General features: G+C 71.4%; 16 protein-coding genes and 1 pseudogene. 7 read left to right on the top strand and 10 right to left on the bottom strand.

The annotated features are described in order from the left end of the window. Positions 1-69: 69 nt before the first annotated feature. Positions 70-258 carry a hypothetical protein gene (locus AC07D6_RS23585; RefSeq protein ID WP_479047307.1) on the bottom strand — a complete coding sequence of 63 codons (189 nt, stop codon included), beginning with the start codon at positions 256-258 and terminating at the stop codon, positions 70-72. Between the two features lie 799 nt (positions 259-1,057). Between AC07D6_RS23585 and AC07D6_RS23580 the strand changes: the two genes are divergently transcribed. Beyond that, complete coding sequence (locus AC07D6_RS23580) at positions 1,058-2,122, top strand: extracellular catalytic domain type 1 short-chain-length polyhydroxyalkanoate depolymerase (RefSeq protein WP_479047304.1); 1,065 nt, start codon at positions 1,058-1,060, stop codon at positions 2,120-2,122. A gap of 261 nt (positions 2,123-2,383) precedes the next feature. Here AC07D6_RS23580 and AC07D6_RS23575 read toward each other — a convergent pair whose 3' ends face one another. From AC07D6_RS23575 to AC07D6_RS23565, 3 genes are all read right to left on the bottom strand, one after another. Then, positions 2,384-3,046, bottom strand: coding sequence for a hypothetical protein (locus tag AC07D6_RS23575; protein ID WP_479047302.1), 663 nt, complete (start codon positions 3,044-3,046; stop codon positions 2,384-2,386). 91 nt (positions 3,047-3,137) lie between these two features. Further along, entirely contained in the window at positions 3,138-4,418 is a 1,281-nt protein-coding gene (locus AC07D6_RS23570) for a family 16 glycosylhydrolase (protein ID WP_479047300.1), read from the bottom strand. Positions 4,419-4,517: 99 nt separating this feature from the next. Then, positions 4,518-5,666 carry an ROK family transcriptional regulator gene (locus tag AC07D6_RS23565; protein WP_479047296.1) on the bottom strand — a complete coding sequence of 383 codons (1,149 nt, stop codon included), beginning with the start codon at positions 5,664-5,666 and terminating at the stop codon, positions 4,518-4,520. Between the two features lie 137 nt (positions 5,667-5,803). Between AC07D6_RS23565 and AC07D6_RS23560 the strand changes: the two genes are divergently transcribed. The 5 genes from AC07D6_RS23560 (at position 5,804) to AC07D6_RS23540 (ending at position 10,955) form a co-directional block, all read left to right on the top strand. Continuing rightward, a complete protein-coding gene (locus tag AC07D6_RS23560) occupies positions 5,804-7,105 on the top strand; it encodes an ABC transporter substrate-binding protein (protein WP_479047293.1) in 1,302 nt (433 codons plus the stop codon). After that, complete coding sequence (locus AC07D6_RS23555) at positions 7,098-8,042, top strand: carbohydrate ABC transporter permease (protein ID WP_479047290.1); 945 nt, start codon at positions 7,098-7,100, stop codon at positions 8,040-8,042. Before AC07D6_RS23560 ends, AC07D6_RS23555 begins: the two co-directional genes overlap by 8 nt. Before the next feature lies 1 nt (position 8,043). Next, positions 8,044-8,850: a carbohydrate ABC transporter permease gene (locus tag AC07D6_RS23550; RefSeq protein ID WP_479047287.1), complete on the top strand. Its 807-nt coding sequence runs from the start codon at positions 8,044-8,046 to the stop codon at positions 8,848-8,850. A 15-nt stretch (positions 8,851-8,865) separates the two neighbouring features. Continuing rightward, entirely contained in the window at positions 8,866-10,125 is a 1,260-nt protein-coding gene (locus AC07D6_RS23545; protein ID WP_479047285.1) for a Gfo/Idh/MocA family protein, read from the top strand. A 293-nt stretch (positions 10,126-10,418) separates the two neighbouring features. Then, positions 10,419-10,955, top strand: a complete 537-nt coding sequence (locus AC07D6_RS23540) for a hypothetical protein (protein ID WP_479047282.1) — start codon at positions 10,419-10,421, stop codon at positions 10,953-10,955. 771 nt (positions 10,956-11,726) lie between these two features. Here AC07D6_RS23540 and AC07D6_RS23535 read toward each other — a convergent pair. After that, a complete protein-coding gene (locus tag AC07D6_RS23535; protein ID WP_479047279.1) occupies positions 11,727-13,508 on the bottom strand; it encodes an FG-GAP-like repeat-containing protein in 1,782 nt (593 codons plus the stop codon). A 424-nt stretch (positions 13,509-13,932) separates the two neighbouring features. Between AC07D6_RS23535 and AC07D6_RS23530 the strand changes: the two genes are divergently transcribed. Beyond that, positions 13,933-14,763 (top strand): glycoside hydrolase domain-containing protein, encoded by an 831-nt coding sequence (locus AC07D6_RS23530; protein WP_315881519.1) that lies wholly within the window; start codon positions 13,933-13,935, stop codon positions 14,761-14,763. A 333-nt stretch (positions 14,764-15,096) separates the two neighbouring features. On the opposite strand, the gene AC07D6_RS23525 is transcribed toward AC07D6_RS23530, so the two are convergent. From AC07D6_RS23525 to AC07D6_RS23505, 5 genes and pseudogenes are all read right to left on the bottom strand, one after another. Further along, positions 15,097-16,107 carry an ABC transporter substrate-binding protein gene (locus AC07D6_RS23525; RefSeq protein WP_479047275.1) on the bottom strand — a complete coding sequence of 337 codons (1,011 nt, stop codon included), beginning with the start codon at positions 16,105-16,107 and terminating at the stop codon, positions 15,097-15,099. A gap of 16 nt (positions 16,108-16,123) precedes the next feature. Then, complete coding sequence (locus AC07D6_RS23520; protein ID WP_479047272.1) at positions 16,124-16,897, bottom strand: ABC transporter ATP-binding protein; 774 nt, start codon at positions 16,895-16,897, stop codon at positions 16,124-16,126. A 2-nt stretch (positions 16,898-16,899) separates the two neighbouring features. Continuing rightward, the gene (locus tag AC07D6_RS23515) at positions 16,900-17,952 is read right to left on the bottom strand and encodes a FecCD family ABC transporter permease (protein WP_479047325.1); all 1,053 of its coding nucleotides are present in this window, start codon (positions 17,950-17,952) and stop codon (positions 16,900-16,902) included. Between the two features lie 527 nt (positions 17,953-18,479). Beyond that, positions 18,480-18,611 (bottom strand): annotated as a pseudogene (locus tag AC07D6_RS23510) (S-adenosylmethionine synthetase N-terminal domain-containing protein); the annotation flags it as partial. Next, complete coding sequence (locus AC07D6_RS23505; RefSeq protein WP_479047269.1) at positions 18,578-19,519, bottom strand: class I SAM-dependent methyltransferase; 942 nt, start codon at positions 19,517-19,519, stop codon at positions 18,578-18,580. The pseudogene AC07D6_RS23510 and the gene AC07D6_RS23505, both read right to left, overlap by 34 nt. Positions 19,520-19,800 lie beyond the last annotated feature (281 nt).

Below are 19,800 nucleotides of genomic sequence, written 5' to 3'. Positions count from 1 at the left end.
ATGTGCCAGCACCGCCCGATTGACCATGATCACCACACCCGGATCATGCCACCTGCCAGGCATGACACCTCACCCGCTATCACGCACCAACTCGTTAGGCCCCTCCGACAGGCTCTCGTCCGTCTGCTCGACGACCAGTTCGCCGTGCCCGGCGGTCATGTCGTCAGTGACGGGCTCCTCGGCTCCCCCGGCGCCACCTTCGGGGGCCTTCGCCTCGGCCGATTCTGCGGAGGTCTCCTTCGGCTGCGCCAGTGCCAATTCAGGAGGCCATGACCAGCGCCATGGCACACGCGGGCAACACCCGCACCATCTGATCCTGCAAGGCCAGGATCTCCATCGCCGCGTACGCCTGTCGCCCCTCCCAGATCAGCCGTGCGTGTGCGTCAGCCTGTACGTGGTCTTCAAGCGACGCGACTGGCTGTAGGCATCGGCACGGATCCGCCGATTGACTTCGCAACAGCGAATGCGCCGGGAGGGTGGTTCCGGGGCCCTGGGGAGAATCCGGGGAGAATCAGCGGCACTGGGGAGCGGGCGACGCGGTCCCTCACCTGCTCTTCCGCGCTTCTGCCACGGCGCGGCGGCAGACGTGTCGCCGCCGTGTCCGTCACGGAGAGCGCGGGGGCGGGGAGGGCCGAGGCGTAGGTGTGCCGGAGGACGTGGAAGCCGCCCTTGCGGGACGCCTTCCAGCGCTTCCGGAGTCCTTCCACGCGGCGCTTGACCTCTTCGAGGCTGTCGGGGCGTGCCGGACTTCGCGGGCGGTGGTCGTGATCGTCCGAAGTTCGCGGATGGCCGCCGGGGTCCGGTAGTCGGGCCGGCGGGTGGTGTCCCGGTCGTAGGTGTCCGCGAACGCCTGGTGGTGCGGCCGGCCGTGGTCGAATCGGCGGCAGTGCACCTCCATGGTGAGCAGGTCCCCTTCGGGCTGCCCGACGGCGATGGTGTCCCAGTCGCACGGGACGGCGCCGCCGCCGGCTGCGCGCAGGGCGTTGCGGCGCCCCGGGACACGGAACCGGTCGTCTTGCCGATGCCGCGCCCAGGGCGGTCGCCCATCCTGCGGGGCATGGCCTCACACACCATGGCGGGCACTCCGCCCCGCTCTCCCGCACCCGGCACCGGCGCCGCCCGCACGGCGGTGCCCAGGATGGGCGCCGTCCTCGCGGCGGTCATCGCCCTGTTGGCCGCGGGGCTCAGCGCCGCTGCGCCCGCACGCGCCCAGACCGGCTTCCACGAGGTGACCGACTTCGGCAGCAACCCGGGCAACCTGAGGATGTTCGCCTACGTCCCACAGGGAGCGCGGTCCGGCGCCCCCGTCGTCGTCCTCTTCCACGGTTGCGGCGGCGCCGCGCAGGGCCTGGATGTCAACACCGGCTGGCGCAAGTACGCCGACGCCTACGGCTTCACCCTGGTCTTCCCGGAGCAGAAGGACGAGAACGTCGGTTCCGGAGGCATCGTGCCCCACAAGTGCTTCAGCGCCTGGAACCCCGTCGACCGCACCCGCGCCGGACAGGGCGAGGCCCGCTCCGTGGTGCAGATGGTCGACCACATGAAGACCCACTACGCCGCCGACGCGAGCCGGGTCTACGCCACCGGCTACTCCGGCGGCGGCGCCGCGACCAACGTGATGCTGGCGGCCTACCCGGACGTGTTCAAGGCGGGCGCCGTCTTCTTCGGCATGGCCTACGGCTGCGCCGACACCGAGGCCGCCTACTTCGACACCGGCCTGCTGGCCCAGTGTCCCGGCGCGATCAACTCCCTCACCCCCCGCCAGTGGGGCGACAAGATCCGCGGCGCCTACCCCGGCTACACCGGCGCGCGACCCCGGGTGCAGATCTGGCACGGCGGCTCCGACCTGCTGATCAACCGGAACTCGCTGGAGAAGCAGCGCGACGGCTGGACCGATGTCCTCGGCCTGTCGCAGACCCCGTCGTCCACCACCCGCCCCGCCCTCGGCGTCACCAAGCAGGTCTACGGAAGCGGACAGATCGAGACCTACGTGATCAGCGCCATGGGCCACGAGGCGCCCGTCGACCCGGGAGTCGGGATCGACAAGTGCGGCACCGCCGGCCAGGGCCACGACTCCCTGTGCGGCCCGTACTACGCGTCCAGGTTCTTCGGTCTGGGCTGACCCACGGGCCCCGCGCCGCCGCACCGTGGCACCCACCGCCACGGCGCGGCGGCCCGGCGGTCGGCGACCGCCGGGCCCCGCCGTGACCGACGACCCGCCACACCGGCCCGTCGGCCCCGTCGCGGGTCGGCAGGGGCAGAGCCGTCGTCGCCCCGGTGAACCGGTGGTCCGGGCGGGCGCGGTCGTGGGAGGCGGCCTCCCTCGTCACCGGGGCCGCGCGGCCCGGAGCAGTGGTGGACGGCCGGGACGGCAGAAGGGACCTCATGACCCCGCAGGCCGCTCGGCCGGCTTCGTCAGGGGGGATTTCTCGACGGCGGTGATGACCCACCGTCCCTTCACCTTGGCCAGGTCGACACTGCGGTGCTGGGTGTAGGGCACTTTCATGGAGAACCCGCCCTTCTTCAGGTAACCGGGGTCGCCCGCGGTGAACTCGATGACCGTGTCCATCTCGACCTTGGCGGTGGTGCGGTCCTGGAACACGGTCGACCGGTACCAGGCGGTGTTCTTCTGCCGGGTGGCGAGCTTGTTCGTGCGGAAGAGGGCCGTCAGCCGGGTTTCGTAGCCCTGAGCCCCGAGCCGTTCGGTGAAGGCGGGGGCGTAGAAGGAGAACTCGTCCCGCACGCTGGTGGTGATCGAACGGAAGTCCCGGTTGTCGGTGACGGCGGAGTGCAGCGCGACCGCCTTGCGTACGGCGGTGACGTCCGGATCGTCGTCGGGCAGCACCTTGATCGTCTTTCCCCGGCCGTCGATGAGGGACCACAGGGACTCGGCGGCCGCTCCCGTCGGCGGGCCTCCGTTCGGTGTGGCGGACGACGCGGCTCGGGCGGAGGGGGTCTCCTTCGTCGGCGGGGTGGAGTCGCAGCCGGTGAGCAGCAGGACCAGGGCGACCGGCAGGACGGCGAGGGCGGTGGTGGGCGGGCGCATGGGAGAGAAGGGCTCCTGGGGCTGAGGGCCGGGGGCGCGCCCCTGCCTGAAGGTGGAAGGTCAGGGGCGCGCCAAAGGGGTCACGGAATGCTCAGGACGCCGGTTCGCGGGTCCACTGGCTGCTCCAGTACGTGGTGGGCACGGCACCGTACTGGACGAGCCCGGTGGCGTTCTCGGTGTGCATGTACTGGCCCGTCTGGCGGTTCCGGAACCGGATGCGGCCGTCGACGGTCTCCTCGGTCCACTGGCTGGTCCAGTAGGTGGCGGGGACGGCGCCGTACTGGACGTTGCCGGTCGCGCCTTCCGTGTGCATGTATTCGCCGGTCGCGCGGTTCTTGTAGCGGTACCGGCCGTCGAACGGTTCGCGGACCCACTGGGAGGTGGGGTCGGTGGCCGGGACGTTGCCGTACTGCAGGTTCCCGGTCTTGCCCTGGATGTGCATGTACTGGCCGGTCTGGCGGTTCTTGAAGCGTTCGTAGGACGTGGGGTAGCCGCCGTTCTTCTTCCACACGCGCAGGTAGTCGACGCTCCACGTCTTCGGCCAGACGTCGTTGTGCTGGCCGGAGCCGGCGTCGGTGTAGAGGCCCAGGATCATGCCCATCGGCATGTTCGGCGCGTCGTTGATGGTCTTGTAGAGCTGGTTGTCGTAGTAGAACTTGAGCTCGGTCGGGGTCCACTCCATGCCGTAGACGTGGTACTCCTTCGTCGGCTGACCGCTCGGGACCGGGTCCTCCGACAGCGACCAGGACCCCAGGAACTCCGGATCGCCCCAGCCGTAGGCGGCGATGCGCCAGGTGTCGGGCTTGCTGAAGAACGTCTCGATGAAGTCGATCTCGGAGTTGGCCGAGGCACTGCTGGTGTCCCGGGTGCCGACCAGCCAGAGGGCCTGGTGGCCACCGCCGCCGACGTTCGACATGCGGGCCCTGGTCTCGAAGTAGCCGTACTGGGTGGTGTAGCCGTTGAAGTCCGGCTCGTGGTGGTCGTTCGGCATGGCCGAGTTGAACCGGTGCCACCAGTCCTTGTTGTACGTCTGGATGCTCGAGATCTTGACCGTGCCGTCGTACTTGGGGTTCCAGGCGGGGGTGTCCGGGTCGAGGCGTTCGGTCAGCACGCCGTTCGAGACGGTGTAGCGGGCCTTGGCGTTCTCCCGGTTGGACGTCCAGTGGGGGAGGTAGTACGGCAGCCACTTGCTCGTGTCGAGCGTGGTGCCGTCGAACTCCTCCTGGAAGTCGAGGGTGTAGCCCTCCTTGGTCGTGGGGTTGGCCGGGAAGTCGGCCGCCTGCGCGGTCTGCGCACCGGTCGCCGAACCGAGCAGGCACAGCCCGGCGGTCAGCACACCGGCGAGGGCGGCGCGGAGAGGACGCTGTCTCACCATGTCTCCTTCGTCATGGAGTTTCGAAGGCAACTTTCCTTCGATAGAGCCCGCAATGTGCCTGCCCGCGACGGCCGTGTCAACCGTTCATCGCCCGCGTCAGCCGCTCATCATCTGTTCCGTCATGGTGGGCATGCGCTCCCGCACCAGGTCCCGGGCCGCCTCGACGGCACCGACGGTCACCGGGTCCTCGCTCAGGGCGGTCAGCGCCACCGGGGGCACCTCGTAACAGATCTCCGCCAGTCGGCGCTCGATCGGTTCGAGGACGGCGGTGCCCTGCGCGGCCAGACCACCCCCCAGGACGATCAGCCGGGGATCGACGGCCAGCACCATCGCGCCGATGCCGTCGGCCAGCGTCCGCGCGTACGCGTCCACCGCCGCCCGCGCCTTCGGGTCACCGTGCAGCGCGCGGGTGAGGACGAGCGCCCCGGCCTCGTCGTGGGCGTCGTGCGGCGAGCCGGAGGCCGCGGCGAGCCGGGCCGGCGCGTCCTCCCAGCCCAGTCCCGGGTGGCGGCCGATCTCGCCGGCCGCTCCGCTCTGCCCGGTGAACGGCAGGCCGCCCACCAGGATGCCCACGCCGAGCCGCCGGTCCATCTGCACGTACAGCAGGTCGGACGTGCCGCGCGCGGCACCGATGCGGTGCTCGGCCAGGGCCGCCAGGTTGGTGTCCTTCACGGTCACCACCGGGCATCCCAGCCGCGCACCCAGCTCCTCGCCCAGCCGAACCCCGGCCCAGCCCGGGATGGCCGCGCTCACCCGCACCACGCCGGTCGCGTCGATGATCCCCGGCGTGCCCGCCGCCAGCGCCCACAACGGGACCTTCCGCCCCTCGATCCGCTCGCTCACCACGGCCGCCGCGGCATCGAGGCGCTCGGCGGCGCCGGCTTCGGCGGGCAGGGGGCGGTGGCCGGCGGCGACCGGCTCGCCGCCCAGGTCGGTCACCCGGACCCAGACGCCCTCCGTGTCGAACCGGACTCCGGCCAGCACTCCCGCGCTCCGGTCGAACGCGTAGCGCTGGGCCGGGCGTCCTCCGGTCCGCGCCGGGGCCTGACCGTCCAGCGCGAGCAGCTCCGCGTCCAGCAGCGAGGTGACGATGCCCCGCACGGTCGGCCGGGACAGGCCGGTGACCCGGGCGAGCGCGTTGACGGTCAACGGCCCTCCGTCGTAGAGGATCCGCAGGATCTTGCTGGTGTTCAGATGCCGCAGCGCGCTCTGGTCGCCCCCCGGCAGAACCCTGACGTCGTTCATCGCTCCCTCTTGCTGGGCCCGTGATGTACGCCACTCCGAAAGAAATTTTCTTTCGTAACTGTTGGGATGTGGCTACTCTCCCGACTCGTCATCCTGCCACATGGCGCCGCCGCCTTTTCTAGGAAGAACTCTCCCTCATGAAGATCAGAAACGTCCTGGCCGGGGCTGCCCTCGTCGCGCTCACCGCGACGGCCTGCGCCCCCGGCGCGGGCAGCGACACCGCGGCGGAGCCCTCCGGTCCGGTGAAGACGGGCGTGCCGGACGGGAAGGCCACCCTGTCCCTGGTGTCGACCCCCGAATCGGGCGCGGCCGTCAAGGCCATCATCAAGGCGTTCGAGGCCAAGCACCCCCAGGTGCGGATCGAGTACCAGGACACCAACTACGACGACTACAACAAGAGCCTGAACCTCGCGCTCGCCTCCGACCAGGCCCCCGACATCGCGCTGCTCAACTCGGTCGGCACCACCGTCAAGGACAAGCTGGTGCGCGACCTGTCGCCGTACGCGAAGGCGTACGGCTGGGAGAAGAGCTACCCGAGCAGCCAGCTCGACCAGTGGAGGGTCGCCGCCGACGGCACCACGCTCGGCGAGGGCGGCCTGTACGCGGCGCCCGCCGGGTTCTCCCTGGTCGGCGTCTACTACAACAAGGCCAAGGCCGCCGAACTGGGCATCACCAAGCCCCCGGCGACCCTGGCGGAGTTCGAGAACGCCCTCGCCAAGGCCAAGAAGGCCGGTGAGGTACCGCTCCAGCTCGGCAACTCCCAGGGCCACGCCTCCTTCACGGTGCAGCTGATCGGCCAGTCGACGGACGGCGCCGGAGCCGCGGCCAAGTGGACCTTCGGCCACGAGGGCAGCACGTTCGACACCCCGGGCAACCGCACCGGCGTCGACAGGCTCGCCCAGTGGGCGAAGAAGGGCTACCTGCCCAAGAGCGCCAACGGCACCGACCTCCAGGGCGCGGTGGACAAGTTCACCAAGGGCGAGGGCGTGTTCTTCGTCGACGGCAACTGGGACGCCGCGAAGATCGGCGACAAGCTCGGCAAGGACGCCGGGTTCTTCAGCTTCCCCGGTACCAAGGCCACGGCCATCGGCACCTCCGTCGCCTACGCCGTCTCCACCAGGAGCGAGCACCCGGACGCCGCCGCGGCGTTCCTCGACTTCCTCCACTCCCCCGAGGCGTCCGCCGAGCAGCTCAAGGCCGGCTTCATGCCCGCCGACATCACCATCGCCAAGCCGGAGGCCGGCACCGTGATGGCCGACGTCGTCGCCGCCTGGACGAAGGTCAACCACGACAACGGACTGGTCGGCTTCAACAACAACGCCACCGCCACCATGAACGACAAGCTCACCGCGGCCACCCAGGAACTCATCGCGGGCAGGACCGACACCGACGGCTTCGTCAAGGCCGTCCAGGACGAGTGGGCCGCGACCCATGGCTGATGTGCTCGCACGCGGTGACCGGGCGGCCGGAACCGTCCGGCCGCCGGGCACGCCGCCCGCCACCACGGCGCGGGCGGTCCGCCGCCACCGGCTCGTCCCCCTCCTCTACGTCGCGCCCGCCCTGCTCTTCTACGCCGCCTTCGTCATCCTCCCGTGGCTGCACAGCGTCTGGATCTCGTTCTGGGAGTGGAACGGCATCGGTGTCGCCACCTGGGCGGGCCTGGGCAACTACGCCGACGTGTTCGCGGAGCCCGCGCTGCGCAGCGCCCTGCTCCACGCGTTCGTCTTCGTCCTCTTCTACACGGTGGTCCCGGTCGCCCTGGGCCTGGTGCTGGCCGCCCTGGTCGCCGCCACGCCGTGGCGGGCCATGCCGGTGATCCGTACCGTCGTCTTCCTGCCCCAGGTCCTCCCCCTGGTCGCCGTCGGCGTCGTCTGGAAGTGGATCTACAGCGAGGACGGCCCCCTCAACGAGCTGCTGCACGCCGTCGGCCTCGGCGCACTGGCCCGTGCCTGGCTCGGCGACTTCACCTGGGCCCTGCCCTCCGTGGGTCTGATCGGCACCTGGGTCTCCACCGGCCTGTGCTTCCTGCTGCTGCTCTCCGGCATCGGCAAGATCGACCCCTCGCTGTACGAGGCCGCCGAACTCGACGGAGCGGGCCCGCTGCGCAGGTTCCGGCACATCACCGTGCCCGGGCTGCGCAACGAGATCGGCGTCGCCTGCACCGTCACCGTCATCGCCGCGCTGGCCGGGTTCGACGTGGTGTACGTGATGACCGGCGGCGGCCCCGGCTACTCGACCATGGTCCCCGGCGTCCAGGTCTACCAACTCGTCTTCACCGCCGGCCGCGTCGGCACCGCCTGCGCGCTCGCCACCGTACTGTCCGTCCTCACCTGCGCGGCCATGTACGCACTGAACCGGCTCACCCGGGAGCGATGACATGACCAAGTACCTGCCCCGTCTCGTCCTGCTCCTGGCCGCCGCCTCCGTCCTCTTCCCCTTCCTCGCCCTGTTCACCGCGGCCCTCCAGCCGCAGACCAACCTCTCGCCCGGTCTGGAGTGGCCCGACGACCCGCAGTGGGGGAACTTCGCCACCGCCTGGACCACTGCGGGCTTCGGCTCGCTGCTGAAGTCGAGCGCGGTCATCGCCCTCGGCGTGGTGCCGATCGCCCTGGTGCTCGCCACCCTCGCCGGCTACGGCCTGGCCACCATGCGCCTGGCCGTGAAGGGGCCGCTGTTCGCGCTGCTGATGCTGGGCATGGCGCTGCCCTACGAGGCCATCGTCATCCCGCTCTACTACGACCTGCAGAGCGTCGGCCTGCTGAACACCTACTGGGCCGTGATCCTGCCGCTGATCGGCCTGTTCATGCCCTTCGGCGTCTTCTGGATGCGGACCCACTTCGAGTCGCTGCCGCACGAGATCAGCGAGGCCGCCTCCGTGGACGGCGCCGGGAGCTGGCGCACGCTGACGAAGGTGTTGCTGCCCACCGCCGGCCCCGCCCTCACCACGCTCGGCCTTCTCTACTTCATGTGGGCGTGGAACCAGTTCCTGCTCGCCCTGGTGCTCATCCAGGACCCGATGATGCGGACTGCCCCTTCCGGACTCGGCAAGTTCGTCCAGCAGTTCGGCAAGAACATCCCGCTGCTGTCCGCCGGAACGCTCATCGTGATCGCCCCGATCGTCCTGCTCTACCTCTTCTTCCAGCGTCACTTCATCAAAGGCATCCTCCAGGGTGCCGTCAAATAAGGGGGAACCTTCTCCGTGACCGTCACTCTGGCGATCGTGGGTGCCGGGGCCCGAGGGGCCTCCTACGCCCGCATCGCAGCTTCCGAGGGCCTCGCGACCATTACGGCCGTCGCCGACCCGGACCCCCTGCGCCGGCACGCGCTGGCCGAGGAGTTCGGCCTGCCCGCCGACCGCGTCTTCCACGACTGGGCGGAGCTCGCCGCTCGGCCCCGCCTGGCCGACGCCGCCGTCGTGGCCACTCCCGACCGGCTCCACGCGGACCCCGCCGTCGCGCTCGCCGACCGCGGCTACGCGCTCCTGCTCGAAAAGCCGATGGCACCCACCGAGGACGAGGCGCGCCGGATCGTCGACGCCACCGTCCGCAACGACGTCCTCCTCGCCGTCTGCCACGTCCTGCGCTACACGCCCTACTCCCGCAAACTGAAGGAACTGATCGACGGCGGCCGGATCGGCGACGTCGTCAGCGTCGAGCACCTCGAACCGGTCGGCTGGTGGCACCAGGCGCACTCCTACGTCCGCGGTCAGTGGGCCGTGGAGGCGGAGTCCTCCTCGATGCTGCTGGCGAAGTCCTGCCACGACATCGACTGGCTCGGCCACCTGGTGGGCCTCCCCGTCGAGCAGGTCTCCTCCTTCGGCGGGCTGTACCACTTCCGCCCCGAGAACAAGCCCGCGGGCGCCGGTGACCGGTGCGTGAGCTGCCCGGTCGAACGCGACTGCGCGTACTCCGCGGTCCGCATCTACGAACGCTTCCTCGGCGATCCGGTGCACGAGCGCTGGCCGCTCGGCGTCCTCACCGAGGACGTTTCCGAGACCGGGCTGCGCAAGGCCCTGACGGACGGCCCGTACGGCACGTGCGTCTACTCCGGGCGCAACGACGTGGTGGACCACCAGGTCGTCAGCCTCCAGTACGCCGGAGGGGCCACCGCCTCCTTCACCATGACCGCCTTCACCCCACTGGACTTCCGCAAGACACGGATCTTCGGCACCCGCGGCTCCCTCGACGGGGACGGGCGCCGCATCGTCCTGCACGACTTCCTCACCGACACCACCGATGTCTTCGACCTCGACCCGGACGGCGGTGCCTCCGCGGCGGACGGCCACGGCGGCGCCGACAACGAACTGCTCCGCGCCTTCCTGACGGCCGTCGCCACTGGCGATCACTCCCCGGTGACCTCGGGCCCGTACGAAACCCTCCGCTCCCACCAAGTGGTCTGGGCCGCCGAACAGGCCCGTCACCAGGCCGCCGTCGTGAGATTGGAGCCGGAAACCACCTGACTCGGAGCGCGGGCCGACCGTCTGCCTGAGGCCGCCCCCCGGGAGTGGGCACCAGATTTCACGCGGCGAGTGCCAGTGCAGCCCATGTCGACGGTACGGGCCTCCTCTCCGCCCCGGCGAACTGTTGTCCTTGGACGGTGAAGCCAGTCGCTCTGTCACCCCATCGAGGCGTTTGACGGCGAACCCGGACGTCCCCGCCCCAGGTCGTCCCGGGAGAGCCGGGATCCGCCGGACGCCCGCCTCGTCGACGGTCTACCGTGCGGACACGCCATGGCCCCACGAGGAGGAAAACCGTGTCATCGCCCTGTGACCCCCAGCACGCTCCCGCCGGTGATGTCGGGGCAGCGATCATGATGATCGACTCTCGGCTCAAGCAGATCCACGGCGGCAGGACCAAGACCGACCCCGACCAGCAGGCGATGATCGGCCAGTACATCGCGTCCCTGGGCCCCGGGGGAGTCGATGACGTGTTGGACGGCACGTGCACGCTCATCTACATGTTCATGCAGTGGCTGCGGGCGGCCTACGAGGACCACGACGAGGACGTCATCGCGTGCGTGGTGCCCAACCTCGTGGCCACGATGCGCATGATGCCCAAGAGCGTCCGCCCCGAGGCCATCCCCACCATGGCCGGCCTGCTCGTCGCCGCGGGCACCGGTCTGAGTCCCAACCTGTGGCGCAAGCAGTACGGAGACTGGACCGAGGACGAGCTGACCCCCCTGGAAGCCACCACCTTCCTGCTCGCGGAGCACATCAACCGCCTCACCGACGACCCCGACTTCGCCACCCGCATGGTCACCGAGGCCCTGTCCAGTGCGGACGAAGACTGATGTGCCGCATCCCCCGCCGGAGCCTCCTCGCCCGACGGCGTCGCACCGGCCGGTGACGGTGTTCGCCGCGCGTCCGTGGAGTCGACCCGAGTACCCGGTCGGACTGCGCCCACTGTCCGTTCGCCTCGCGTGGACGGCAACGGACAACCGCTTTCCCCTGCCGTCCGGTCGATGCGTGCGTCAGGGGGCCCAGCCGTCCACGAGCGGGCCTTCCATCGGGGCGCCGATCGGGGTGGTGTCGCCGGCCGGCGGGAGAGCCGCAGCGCGCGGTGCTCCCGTGCGCTGGTGAAGGAGGTACTCGAAGTCCCGACCGCCGGCACGGGAGCCCCGTCGGTTCCCGTCCTGTCGTACCCGATCTGCCTCGTCCGGCGGTCGCCGCACGCCTCGACCACCTGCAAAGGCGGCTGAGCGTCGTCGGTGACCAGGTGAACACCACCAAGGGCGGACGGGAGCACGTCGCTCGCGGGCCGTCCGGCGCCTGACCCCGCACCGGGCGGTCCGTCGCGGTCGGGCCTGCGAAGCCGCACCACCCACGGCTCTTCTGGAAGGCGGTCGACAGGCGGCAGGCGGTGGGTGGCGGTCAGCGGGCGAGAGGGGGAACCGTCTCCCACTCGGCCGGGCCGGTGGTGGTCGCCGCCTCGTCGCGGTGGTGACCGCGGGGGGGCGCGGCTCGGCGTCGTGGTGCCGGGCCGGTCGGCCGGTCGGTCGGTCGGTGGGGGAACGCCGGAGCCCCGGCCGGTGCTGGTCGGGGCTCCGGTCGCGCGGGGTGGGTCAGTGGAGCTGGGTGTAGGTGTTCCAGCCCTTGCCGAGGCTCGTGCGGGTGGTGAAGGGGTTGGCCGTGCCGGTGTGGGCGGCGACGTAGCGGTACAGGATGCCGCCGGAGGTGACGGCCAGGAGGTCGGCGCGGCCGTCGCCGGTGATGTCGCCGGGGGCGACCAGCTTGGTGTAGGCGTTCCAGCCGGTGCCGACCTTGACCCGGGCCTTGAACGGGGCGTTGGCGCTGCCGGTGCCGGCGTACAGGTACAGCGTGCCGCCCGGGGTGCGGGCCAGCAGGTCGGCGCGGCCGTCGCCGGTGATGTCGCCCGCGCCGGCCAGGGCGTTGTAGGCGCCCCACCCGGTGCCGACGCCGACGCGGCCGGAGAAGGCGTAGCCCTTGCCGTCGCCGCGGTAGAGGTAGAGGGTGCCGCCGGTGGTGCGGGCCAGCAGGTCGCCCTTGCCGTCGCCGGTCAGGTCGCCGGGGCCGGTCAGGGTGTTGAACGCGTCCCAGCCGCGGCCCAGCGAGTGCACGCCGCCTTCGGCCCGCTCGAAGTTGTACAGGTGGCCCCGGTAGACCTCCAGCAGGTCGGCGTGGCCGTTGCCGTCCAGGGAGCTGGGGAAGTGCACGCGGGCGCCCGTCCAGCCACCGGTGCTGCTGATCTGGTCACGGGCGGTGAGCGTGCCGTTGTTGCGCGAGTAGTACAGGAACAGCGTGCCTTCCCGGTCGAGGCCCAGGATCTCGGCCTTGCCGGTCTGCGGGATGCCGCCGGCGCCGACGATCAGGTCCGCGACGTTCCAGCCGGAGGTGGCGAACGTGGTGCGCGCGGTGGGGCGGCCGGTGGTGGCGTTCGTGCCGTAGTAGTACAGCGCGCCGCCCGTGGTGCGGGCGAACAGCTCCGGGCGGCCGTCGCCGGTGATGTCGTCGGAGCTGCTGAGCTGGTTGTAGGCGTGCCAGCCGGTGCCGACCTTGACGCGCGTCTTGAACGGGGCGGCGGCCTTGCCGGTGCCCGCGTAGAAGACCAGGTCGCCGCCCGGGGTGCGGGCGTACAGGTCGCCGCGGCCGTCGCCGTCGGCGTCGTTCACGCCGACCAGTTGGTCGTAGGCGTGCCAGCCCGTGCCGACCTTGACGCGGGGCTTGAACGGGGCGTGGGGCACGCCCGTGCCGCGGAACAGGTACAGCTCACCGCCGAACGTGCGGGCCAGCACGTCGACCTTGCGGTCGCCGGTGACGTCGCCGAGCGAGAGGACCTTGTTGTAGATGTTCCAGCCGGTGCCGGTCCACTGCGGGCCGGTCGTGCCGCTGCCGCCCTGGTACGTCCCGCGCAGCGACAGGACGCCGTAGGGGGAGAGCGTCAGCACGTCGGCCGTGTTGTCGCCGGTGACGTCGCCGACCGGGATGACGTCCTTGAACTTCTCGCCCCCGCTCCCGTACAGGGAGAACTCGATGTCGTTGGCCGGGTCCTCGGAGCGCTTCAGGTAGTACCTGCCGTCGAGCCCGCGGTACAGCAGGTCGCTGGAGCCGTCACCGGTGAAGTCGTGGCGGGACGGCGCCGCGGCGCCCTTGGTCGCCCCCGTCGACATGCGGGTGCGCTCCTTTGGGAACTGCCCCTGCGGCAGCTCGATGCCGGGCGTGGCCCGCTCGACCGGCGCGCGGCCGGCCGGGGCGCCGCTGCCGTCGTCCGCGACCGCCGTGCCGGCCGTGCCCGACAGCAGCAGGCCGGAGGCGAGGGCGAGAGCGGTGCACGAAGCGAGTCTGCGGGCACGCGCGTGCGCGCGGCCCGTACGGTGAAATGCCATACGTACCCCCCCTGGGGTGAGTGATGAGAGGCCGCGAGCACGGCAGGCGTCGCCCGAAGGGGCGCACGCGCGGCTCGGCGGCGCATGGAGCATACAACTGGATCCCGAACCCCTGTAGGGATTTGTTGACACGTGGTCACGGGCGGGCCCCTTGCCGGTCGCGGAGCGGGGGGTGCGGGCGGCACCAGGGCCGGGGGGGGGCGCCAGGGCCGGGGCGGTGGCGAAGCGCGTACCGGGCACCCGTCCCCCGTCCCCCGTGGCCACCGCGCCGGTCGGCTTCGCGTGGCCCCGCTCCCCGTACGGACGGGCCCGGCCCGGGGCGAGTGACCGGCCCGGCCGGTCGTCGCGGTCCCGCCCGCTGTCGGTAGGGTGGGCGGGCTCCGGAGCACCGGAGCCCGCTGTGTCACGTCGTATGGGGTGGGGAATGCCGAAGCACCGGTTGTCCAGGAAGAACCGTTACATCGCCTTGGCCGCGACGGGTGCCGTCGTCGTGGCCGGTGCCGTGGTCGCGGCGCAGACCTCGATGGCCGCCCCGGCGTGGCCGGCGCAGAAGACCTACACGGGCCGGGCGTTCGACGCCTGCACGGCGCCCTCGCTCTCCGCGATGAAGGCGTGGAAGAAGAACGCCTACTACGGCGGCGTCGCCGTCTACGTCGGTGGCAAGAACCGCGGCTGCGCCCAGCCCAACCTGACCAAGTCCTGGGTGAAGTCGGTCGACACGCTCGGCTGGCGGGTCATCCCCCTGTACGTCGGCGCCCAGCCGCCCTGCCAGAAGAGCAGGAACAAGGAGAGGTTCACCGCGGCCACCGCGGCCTCGGTCGGGGTGAGCAACGCCAACGACGCGGTCGCCAAGGCGTCGGCGCTCGGCATGAAGGCCGGCAGCCCGATCTACCTCAACATGGAGTCGTACGACATCACCGACAAGGCGTGCAACGACGCCACCCTCGCCTACGTGCGCTCCTTCACCAAGACCCTGCGCGCCAAGACCTACCGCGCCGGCCTCTACGGCTTCAGCAGCTCCAGCGCCAAGGCGATCGCCACCGCCAAGGACCGCACGGACCTGCCGGGCAACCTCTGGTACGCCCTGTGGAACGGCCAGGAGACCACCACCAAGGACTGGCCCTGGGACCCGAAGCTGTACACCGGCCACAGCCGCGGCCACCAGTACCAGGCCAACAGCAAGGAGACCCGCCGCGGCTACACCATCACCGTCGACCGCAACGCCTGGGACGCCCCGGTCGCCATCATCGGCTGACCGGCGGCCCACCGGCCGTTCCGGTCCGGTGCCGCGCCGACCGGTCGGCGCGGCCGGTCACGCGCACGGCCGTGCCGCCACGCCGCCCTTGCCGGCCCTCGGCCACCGGCCGTCCCGCCTCCGGTCGACTTCGGCCGGGGCCGGCCACGCGGCGTGACGGCGCGGGGAGCGGCCGTGCGCCGCTCCTTCGGGTCGGCGGGCGGCGCGGTCCGCGACGCGGCAGCCGCACAGGGCCGGCGCACGCGGGACCAGTACGCGCTCAGGATCAGCGCACGCGGTTCGGGGCGCCGGGGCCGTGTGGAGCGGGCACGGCCCCGGCGCGGTGCGACCCGGTCAGTCCTGGAGCTCGCGCAGGTACTTCGCGAACTTCTCCAGGCCGTCGATGTTGCGCGGCCCGCTGACGCCCTCGTTGTAGTCGAGGATGAAGAAGTTGTTCTTCTTGACGGCGGGCAGTTCCTTCGTGTGGGGGGAGTTCTTCAGGAAGTCGATCTTCTTCTGGGCGGGCAGGTCCCCGTAGTCGAGGATCATGATGACTTCCGGTTCCGCTTCGGTGACGGCCTCCCAGTTCACCTGGGTCCACCGCTGGTCGAGGCCGTCGAAGACGTTCCTGCCGCCGGCGGTCTTGATGATGTCGTTGGGCGGGACCTGGTTGCCCGCGGTGAAGGGCTGGTCGGTGCCCGAGTCGTAGAGGAAGACCGGCACCGGGTCGCCCTTGGGTGCCTTCGCCTTGACGGCCTCCACCCGCTTCTTCAGCCCGTCGACGACCTCTTCCGCCTTGTCCTCGACCCGGAAGATCTTGCCCAGCCGATCGAGATCGGTGTAAAGGGCCTCGAACGGGGACAGCTTCTCCGGGTACTTCGGGTAGTTGAAGCAGCTCTCGCTGTGCATGAAGCTCTGGATCCCGAGCTTGTCCAGGATCTCCGGGGTGATGCCCCGCTCGTCCTTGAAGCCCGAGTTCCAGCCGGCCACCACGAAATCGGACTTGGCCTCGACGACGAGTTCCTTGTTGAGGAGGTCGTCGCTGAGCATCTTCACCTTGGCGTAGTCGTCGGCCCACGGTGACTCCTCCACCGGCGGGTTCGCCGGCGGCATCACGTAGCCGTGCACGTGGTCGACCAGGCCGAGGCTGAACAGCTTGTCGGCGCTTCCGCCCTCGTACGCCACGGCGCGCTGGGGGAGCGTGTATTCGACCGGCTCACCGCACCTGTTGACGGTGACCTTCTCGGACGCCTTGGCGTCCGTTTCCACCTCGGCGCCGCAGCCGCCGAGCAGCAGCGTGGCCGCGAGCGCGGAGCCGAGGACGGTGTGCTGCCGCACCGAGCGGGGGGATCGAGTCGTGGTCATGATCTGGTGGTGCCTTTCACAGGGAGGGGTTGAGCGAATACAACAACTGGGGGTCACCCGTGAGCGGGTGGGACACGACGCTGGCCTTGACGCCGAACACCTCGTCGACGAGTTCCGCGGTGAGTACGTCCTCGGGTGCGCCGGTGGCGACCAGGCGGCCTTCGCGGAGAACGCCGAGGCGGTCGCAGGCGGCTGCGGCGAGGTTGAGGTCGTGCAGCACGACGAGGACGGTGAGTCCCGAGCCGCGCAGGAGCGAGAGCAGTTCGACCTGGTGGCGTACGTCGAGGTGGTTGGTCGGCTCGTCGAGCACCAGGATCCTCGGCTCCTGGACGAGGGCCCGGGCCAGCAGGACGCGCTGGCGTTCCCCGCCCGAGAGCGTCAGGACCCCGCGCCGGGCGAGGTGGCGGATGTCGAGCCGGTCCATCGCCCGTTCGCACAGCTCCCGCTCCCGGCGGCTGAGGGCCTGGTTGCCCTGCAGGTGCGGTGTGCGTCCGAGTGCGACGACCTCCTCGACCGTGAAGTCGAGGTCGACGGCGCCGTCCTGGGTCATGGCCGCGATGACCTGCGCGGAGCGGCGCATCGTCAGGCCGGAGAGCTCCTCTTCGCCCACCCAGACGGTGCCGGAGCTGGGTCGGAGCGCGCGGTACACGCATCTGAGGGCGGTGGACTTGCCGCTCCCGTTGGGGCCGACCAGGCCCACCACCCGGCCGCTCTCCACCTCCAGGGACAGGTCGCGCACCAGGCTCTTACCGTCGGTCACCACCGAGAGTCCGTCGAGTCTGAGTTCCATCTTCAGCGGCCTCCGAACATGTAGCCCTTGCGGCGCATCAGGGTGATGAACACCGGCACCCCGACGAGTGCGGTGATGACGCCCAGGGGCAGTTCGCGCGGTGCCACCAGCGTCCGGGACACCAGGTCGACCCACACCATGAAGATCGCTCCGGCCAGTGGCGCCACGGCCAGCACGCGGGCGTGGGTGGCGCCGACGACCATCCGCACCAGGTGGGGCATGACCAGTCCGACGAAGGCGATGGCGCCGCTGACGGCGACCATCACCCCCGTCACGAGCGAGGCCAGGACGAGCAGGGCCTTGCGGTGCCGGTCGGGGTTGACGCCCAGGCTCGCGGCGGTCTCGTCCCCGAGGGCCAGCACGTCCAGCGCCCGGCCGTACCGGTACAGCACGACCAGGCCGAGGACGACGACCGCGGACACGACCGGGAGCGCACCCCAGCTCGCGGCGCCGAAGCTGCCCATCGTCCAGTACAGGACCATGCTGGTCGCCTCGCTGTCCGGCGCGAAGTAGATGATCAGGCTCATCACCGCCTGGAAGCCCAGCGACATGGCCACGCCCGTCAGGACGAGGCGCAGCGGGGAGAGCACGCCCCGGCTGGAGGAGGCGGCGTACACCAGGAGCGACGCGACCAGGGCCCCGAGGAAGGCACCGGCCGACACCGCGTAGACGCCCAGCGCCGCCAGCCCCCCGGTGACCGTGACGCCGACGGCCCCGACGGACGCGCCCGAGGAGACGCCCAGCACGAAGGGGTCGGCGAGCGCGTTGCGCACCATGGCCTGGATGGCCACGCCGATCGCGCTCAGCCCGGCCCCCACGAGCGCCGCGAGCAACACCCGCGGCGTACGGATCTGCCAGATGATCTGGTACGTGGTCACCTCGTCCGCGGCGATGCGGCCGCCGCTGACGGCCGCCCACACGTACCGGGCGGTCTCCCCCGGGGTGATCACGGCGGCCCCCAGGCCGATGGCCACCACGACCGAGGTGAGGAGGACGACGAACAGGACGGCGCAGGCCAGCGCCAGGCCCTTGCGGGAGGCGAGCCGGCCCTTCACCCCCGTCGCGGGGTCGGGGGGCGCCGCGTCGGCTGCCGTACCGGCGCCGCTGCTCGCCGGTGGCGCGGAGATCGCTGGGGGTGACACAGAACTCGGCCTTCCAAGTCGAACGGAACGTACTCATCAGGTGCGTGGTGTCCGCCCGTCGCTCCGGACGGACACGGGTACCGCGCTGCCACGCGGAAGCAGGTGCGCCGCTTGCTCCTTCCTGATCCACCCGGCCGCTCGACGCGGCCGGACGGCGGCCCTCGGCGCCACGACGCCCGGGGCACCGAAGACGACGGCGACACCCTGGCCGCCCGCCCGGGGCCGTGCCCGCGGCCCTGTCCGGTGGCGGTGGGGCGGCTCGTCCGCCCCTTCCGGCGCGGACCGGCTCAGGGCAGGTCGAAGGGCAGGGTCGTGCCGTCGAGCGCGCGGGCGGCGAGGGGCTCGTCGCTCTCGGGGAGCATCCCGGCGGCACCGAGCACGACGCAGCGGAGGCACTGGGTGTTCTCGGCGAAGACCTCGAAGACCTCTTCCCGGCCCGGCGTCTCCACGGTGACGCGGGAGACGGGGTCCTCCCGCAGCGACGCGTCGAGAATCGTGTCGCCGATCCGGTCAGCGGTCTTGTCGGGGTGCCCCTCGGTCACGGACTGCGGGGCGAAGAGAAGGCGGGGCATGGGTCTCCTGGGGGTCGACCGATCTGCGGGATCGGCCTGAGGTGTCGGCCGGCGGTCGGCAGGGGGCGGGCGCCCCGGGGGCGGCGGGGCGGGGCGACGCGACGGAGGCAGCCCGTGCCCACGAGCGCGGTGAAGTCGATCGTTTCGCGGCCCTCGGCGAGCAGGTCCGCCGTGAACCGCCGGCGGACGCGTTCCACCGCGGCGGCGGACAGGCCGTCGAGCAGGCCACCGCACCCGGTGCCGGGGAGCAGGGACCACAGCAGGGCCGGGTCGCCGGGCACGGCGAGCGGGACACGCCGCACGTCGACGCACGACAGCGAGCGGGCGGCGAGCCAGTCCCGGAACGACTCGGGTGTACCGGGGGGTTCGAGCGGGTCGGCCGGCCGCGGGACGTCGGCGAGGTGCGGCCGTTCCGGCACGACGGCCCGGCGGACCAGCTCGGTCAGCGGCGCGAGCGAGCCCCGGGACCAGATGGTCACGGTCAGCCGGCCGCCGGGCCGCATCAGCCTCAGCAGGCGCTCCGTCCCTGCCGCCGGGTCGGGGAACGAGGAGATCCCGAGCGAGCACACGACGGCGTCGTAACCGCCGGGAGGTGCCGGCCAGTCGAGGACGTCGCCGTGCGCGAAACGCACGTTGCCGAGACCGCGGGTCGCGGCCTTGGCGCGGCCCTGGTCGAGCAAGGGCCTCGCGAGGTCGACCGCGTCGACCACGCCGAGCGGGCCGGTCTGTTCGGCGGCCGGGATCGCGGACGCCCCCGAACCGCAGCACGCGTCGAGCACGTGCGCACCGGGGCGCAGGCGCGCGGCCTTGACGGTGGCCGCGCCGATCGGTGACCACAACGCGTTGAAGAGGTGGTCGAGGCTCCCCGTCCCGTCTGCGAAGTCGGCGGCCACGTCGCACTGTTCCATGCAAACTCCCGTCCGAGGGTGACAGCGGAGTCAGCGTATATGAAAATGATAATCAACACTACCGCCTTGGACGATCGTTGTCGGAGCGCTCACCGGAGTCGCCCCGAACGCCGGTGACGAGCGGGGGCGGACCCGGAACGCGATCGAGCGGCGCGCAGACGAGGCCGGCGATCGACGACCCGGCCGGCGCACCCTGGGGCGCGGCGGCGGTCACGGGCGGCCCCCCGCAGGGCCAAGGGGTGTTTGCGGTGCATCGCGGCCGGGTCGAGGGCGTGCGGGGC

This window comes from Streptomyces sp. NPDC045287 (genome assembly GCF_056432325.1).
Note: the sequence above shows the minus strand (reverse complement) of the source record. Positions and strands in the feature narration are given on the sequence as shown.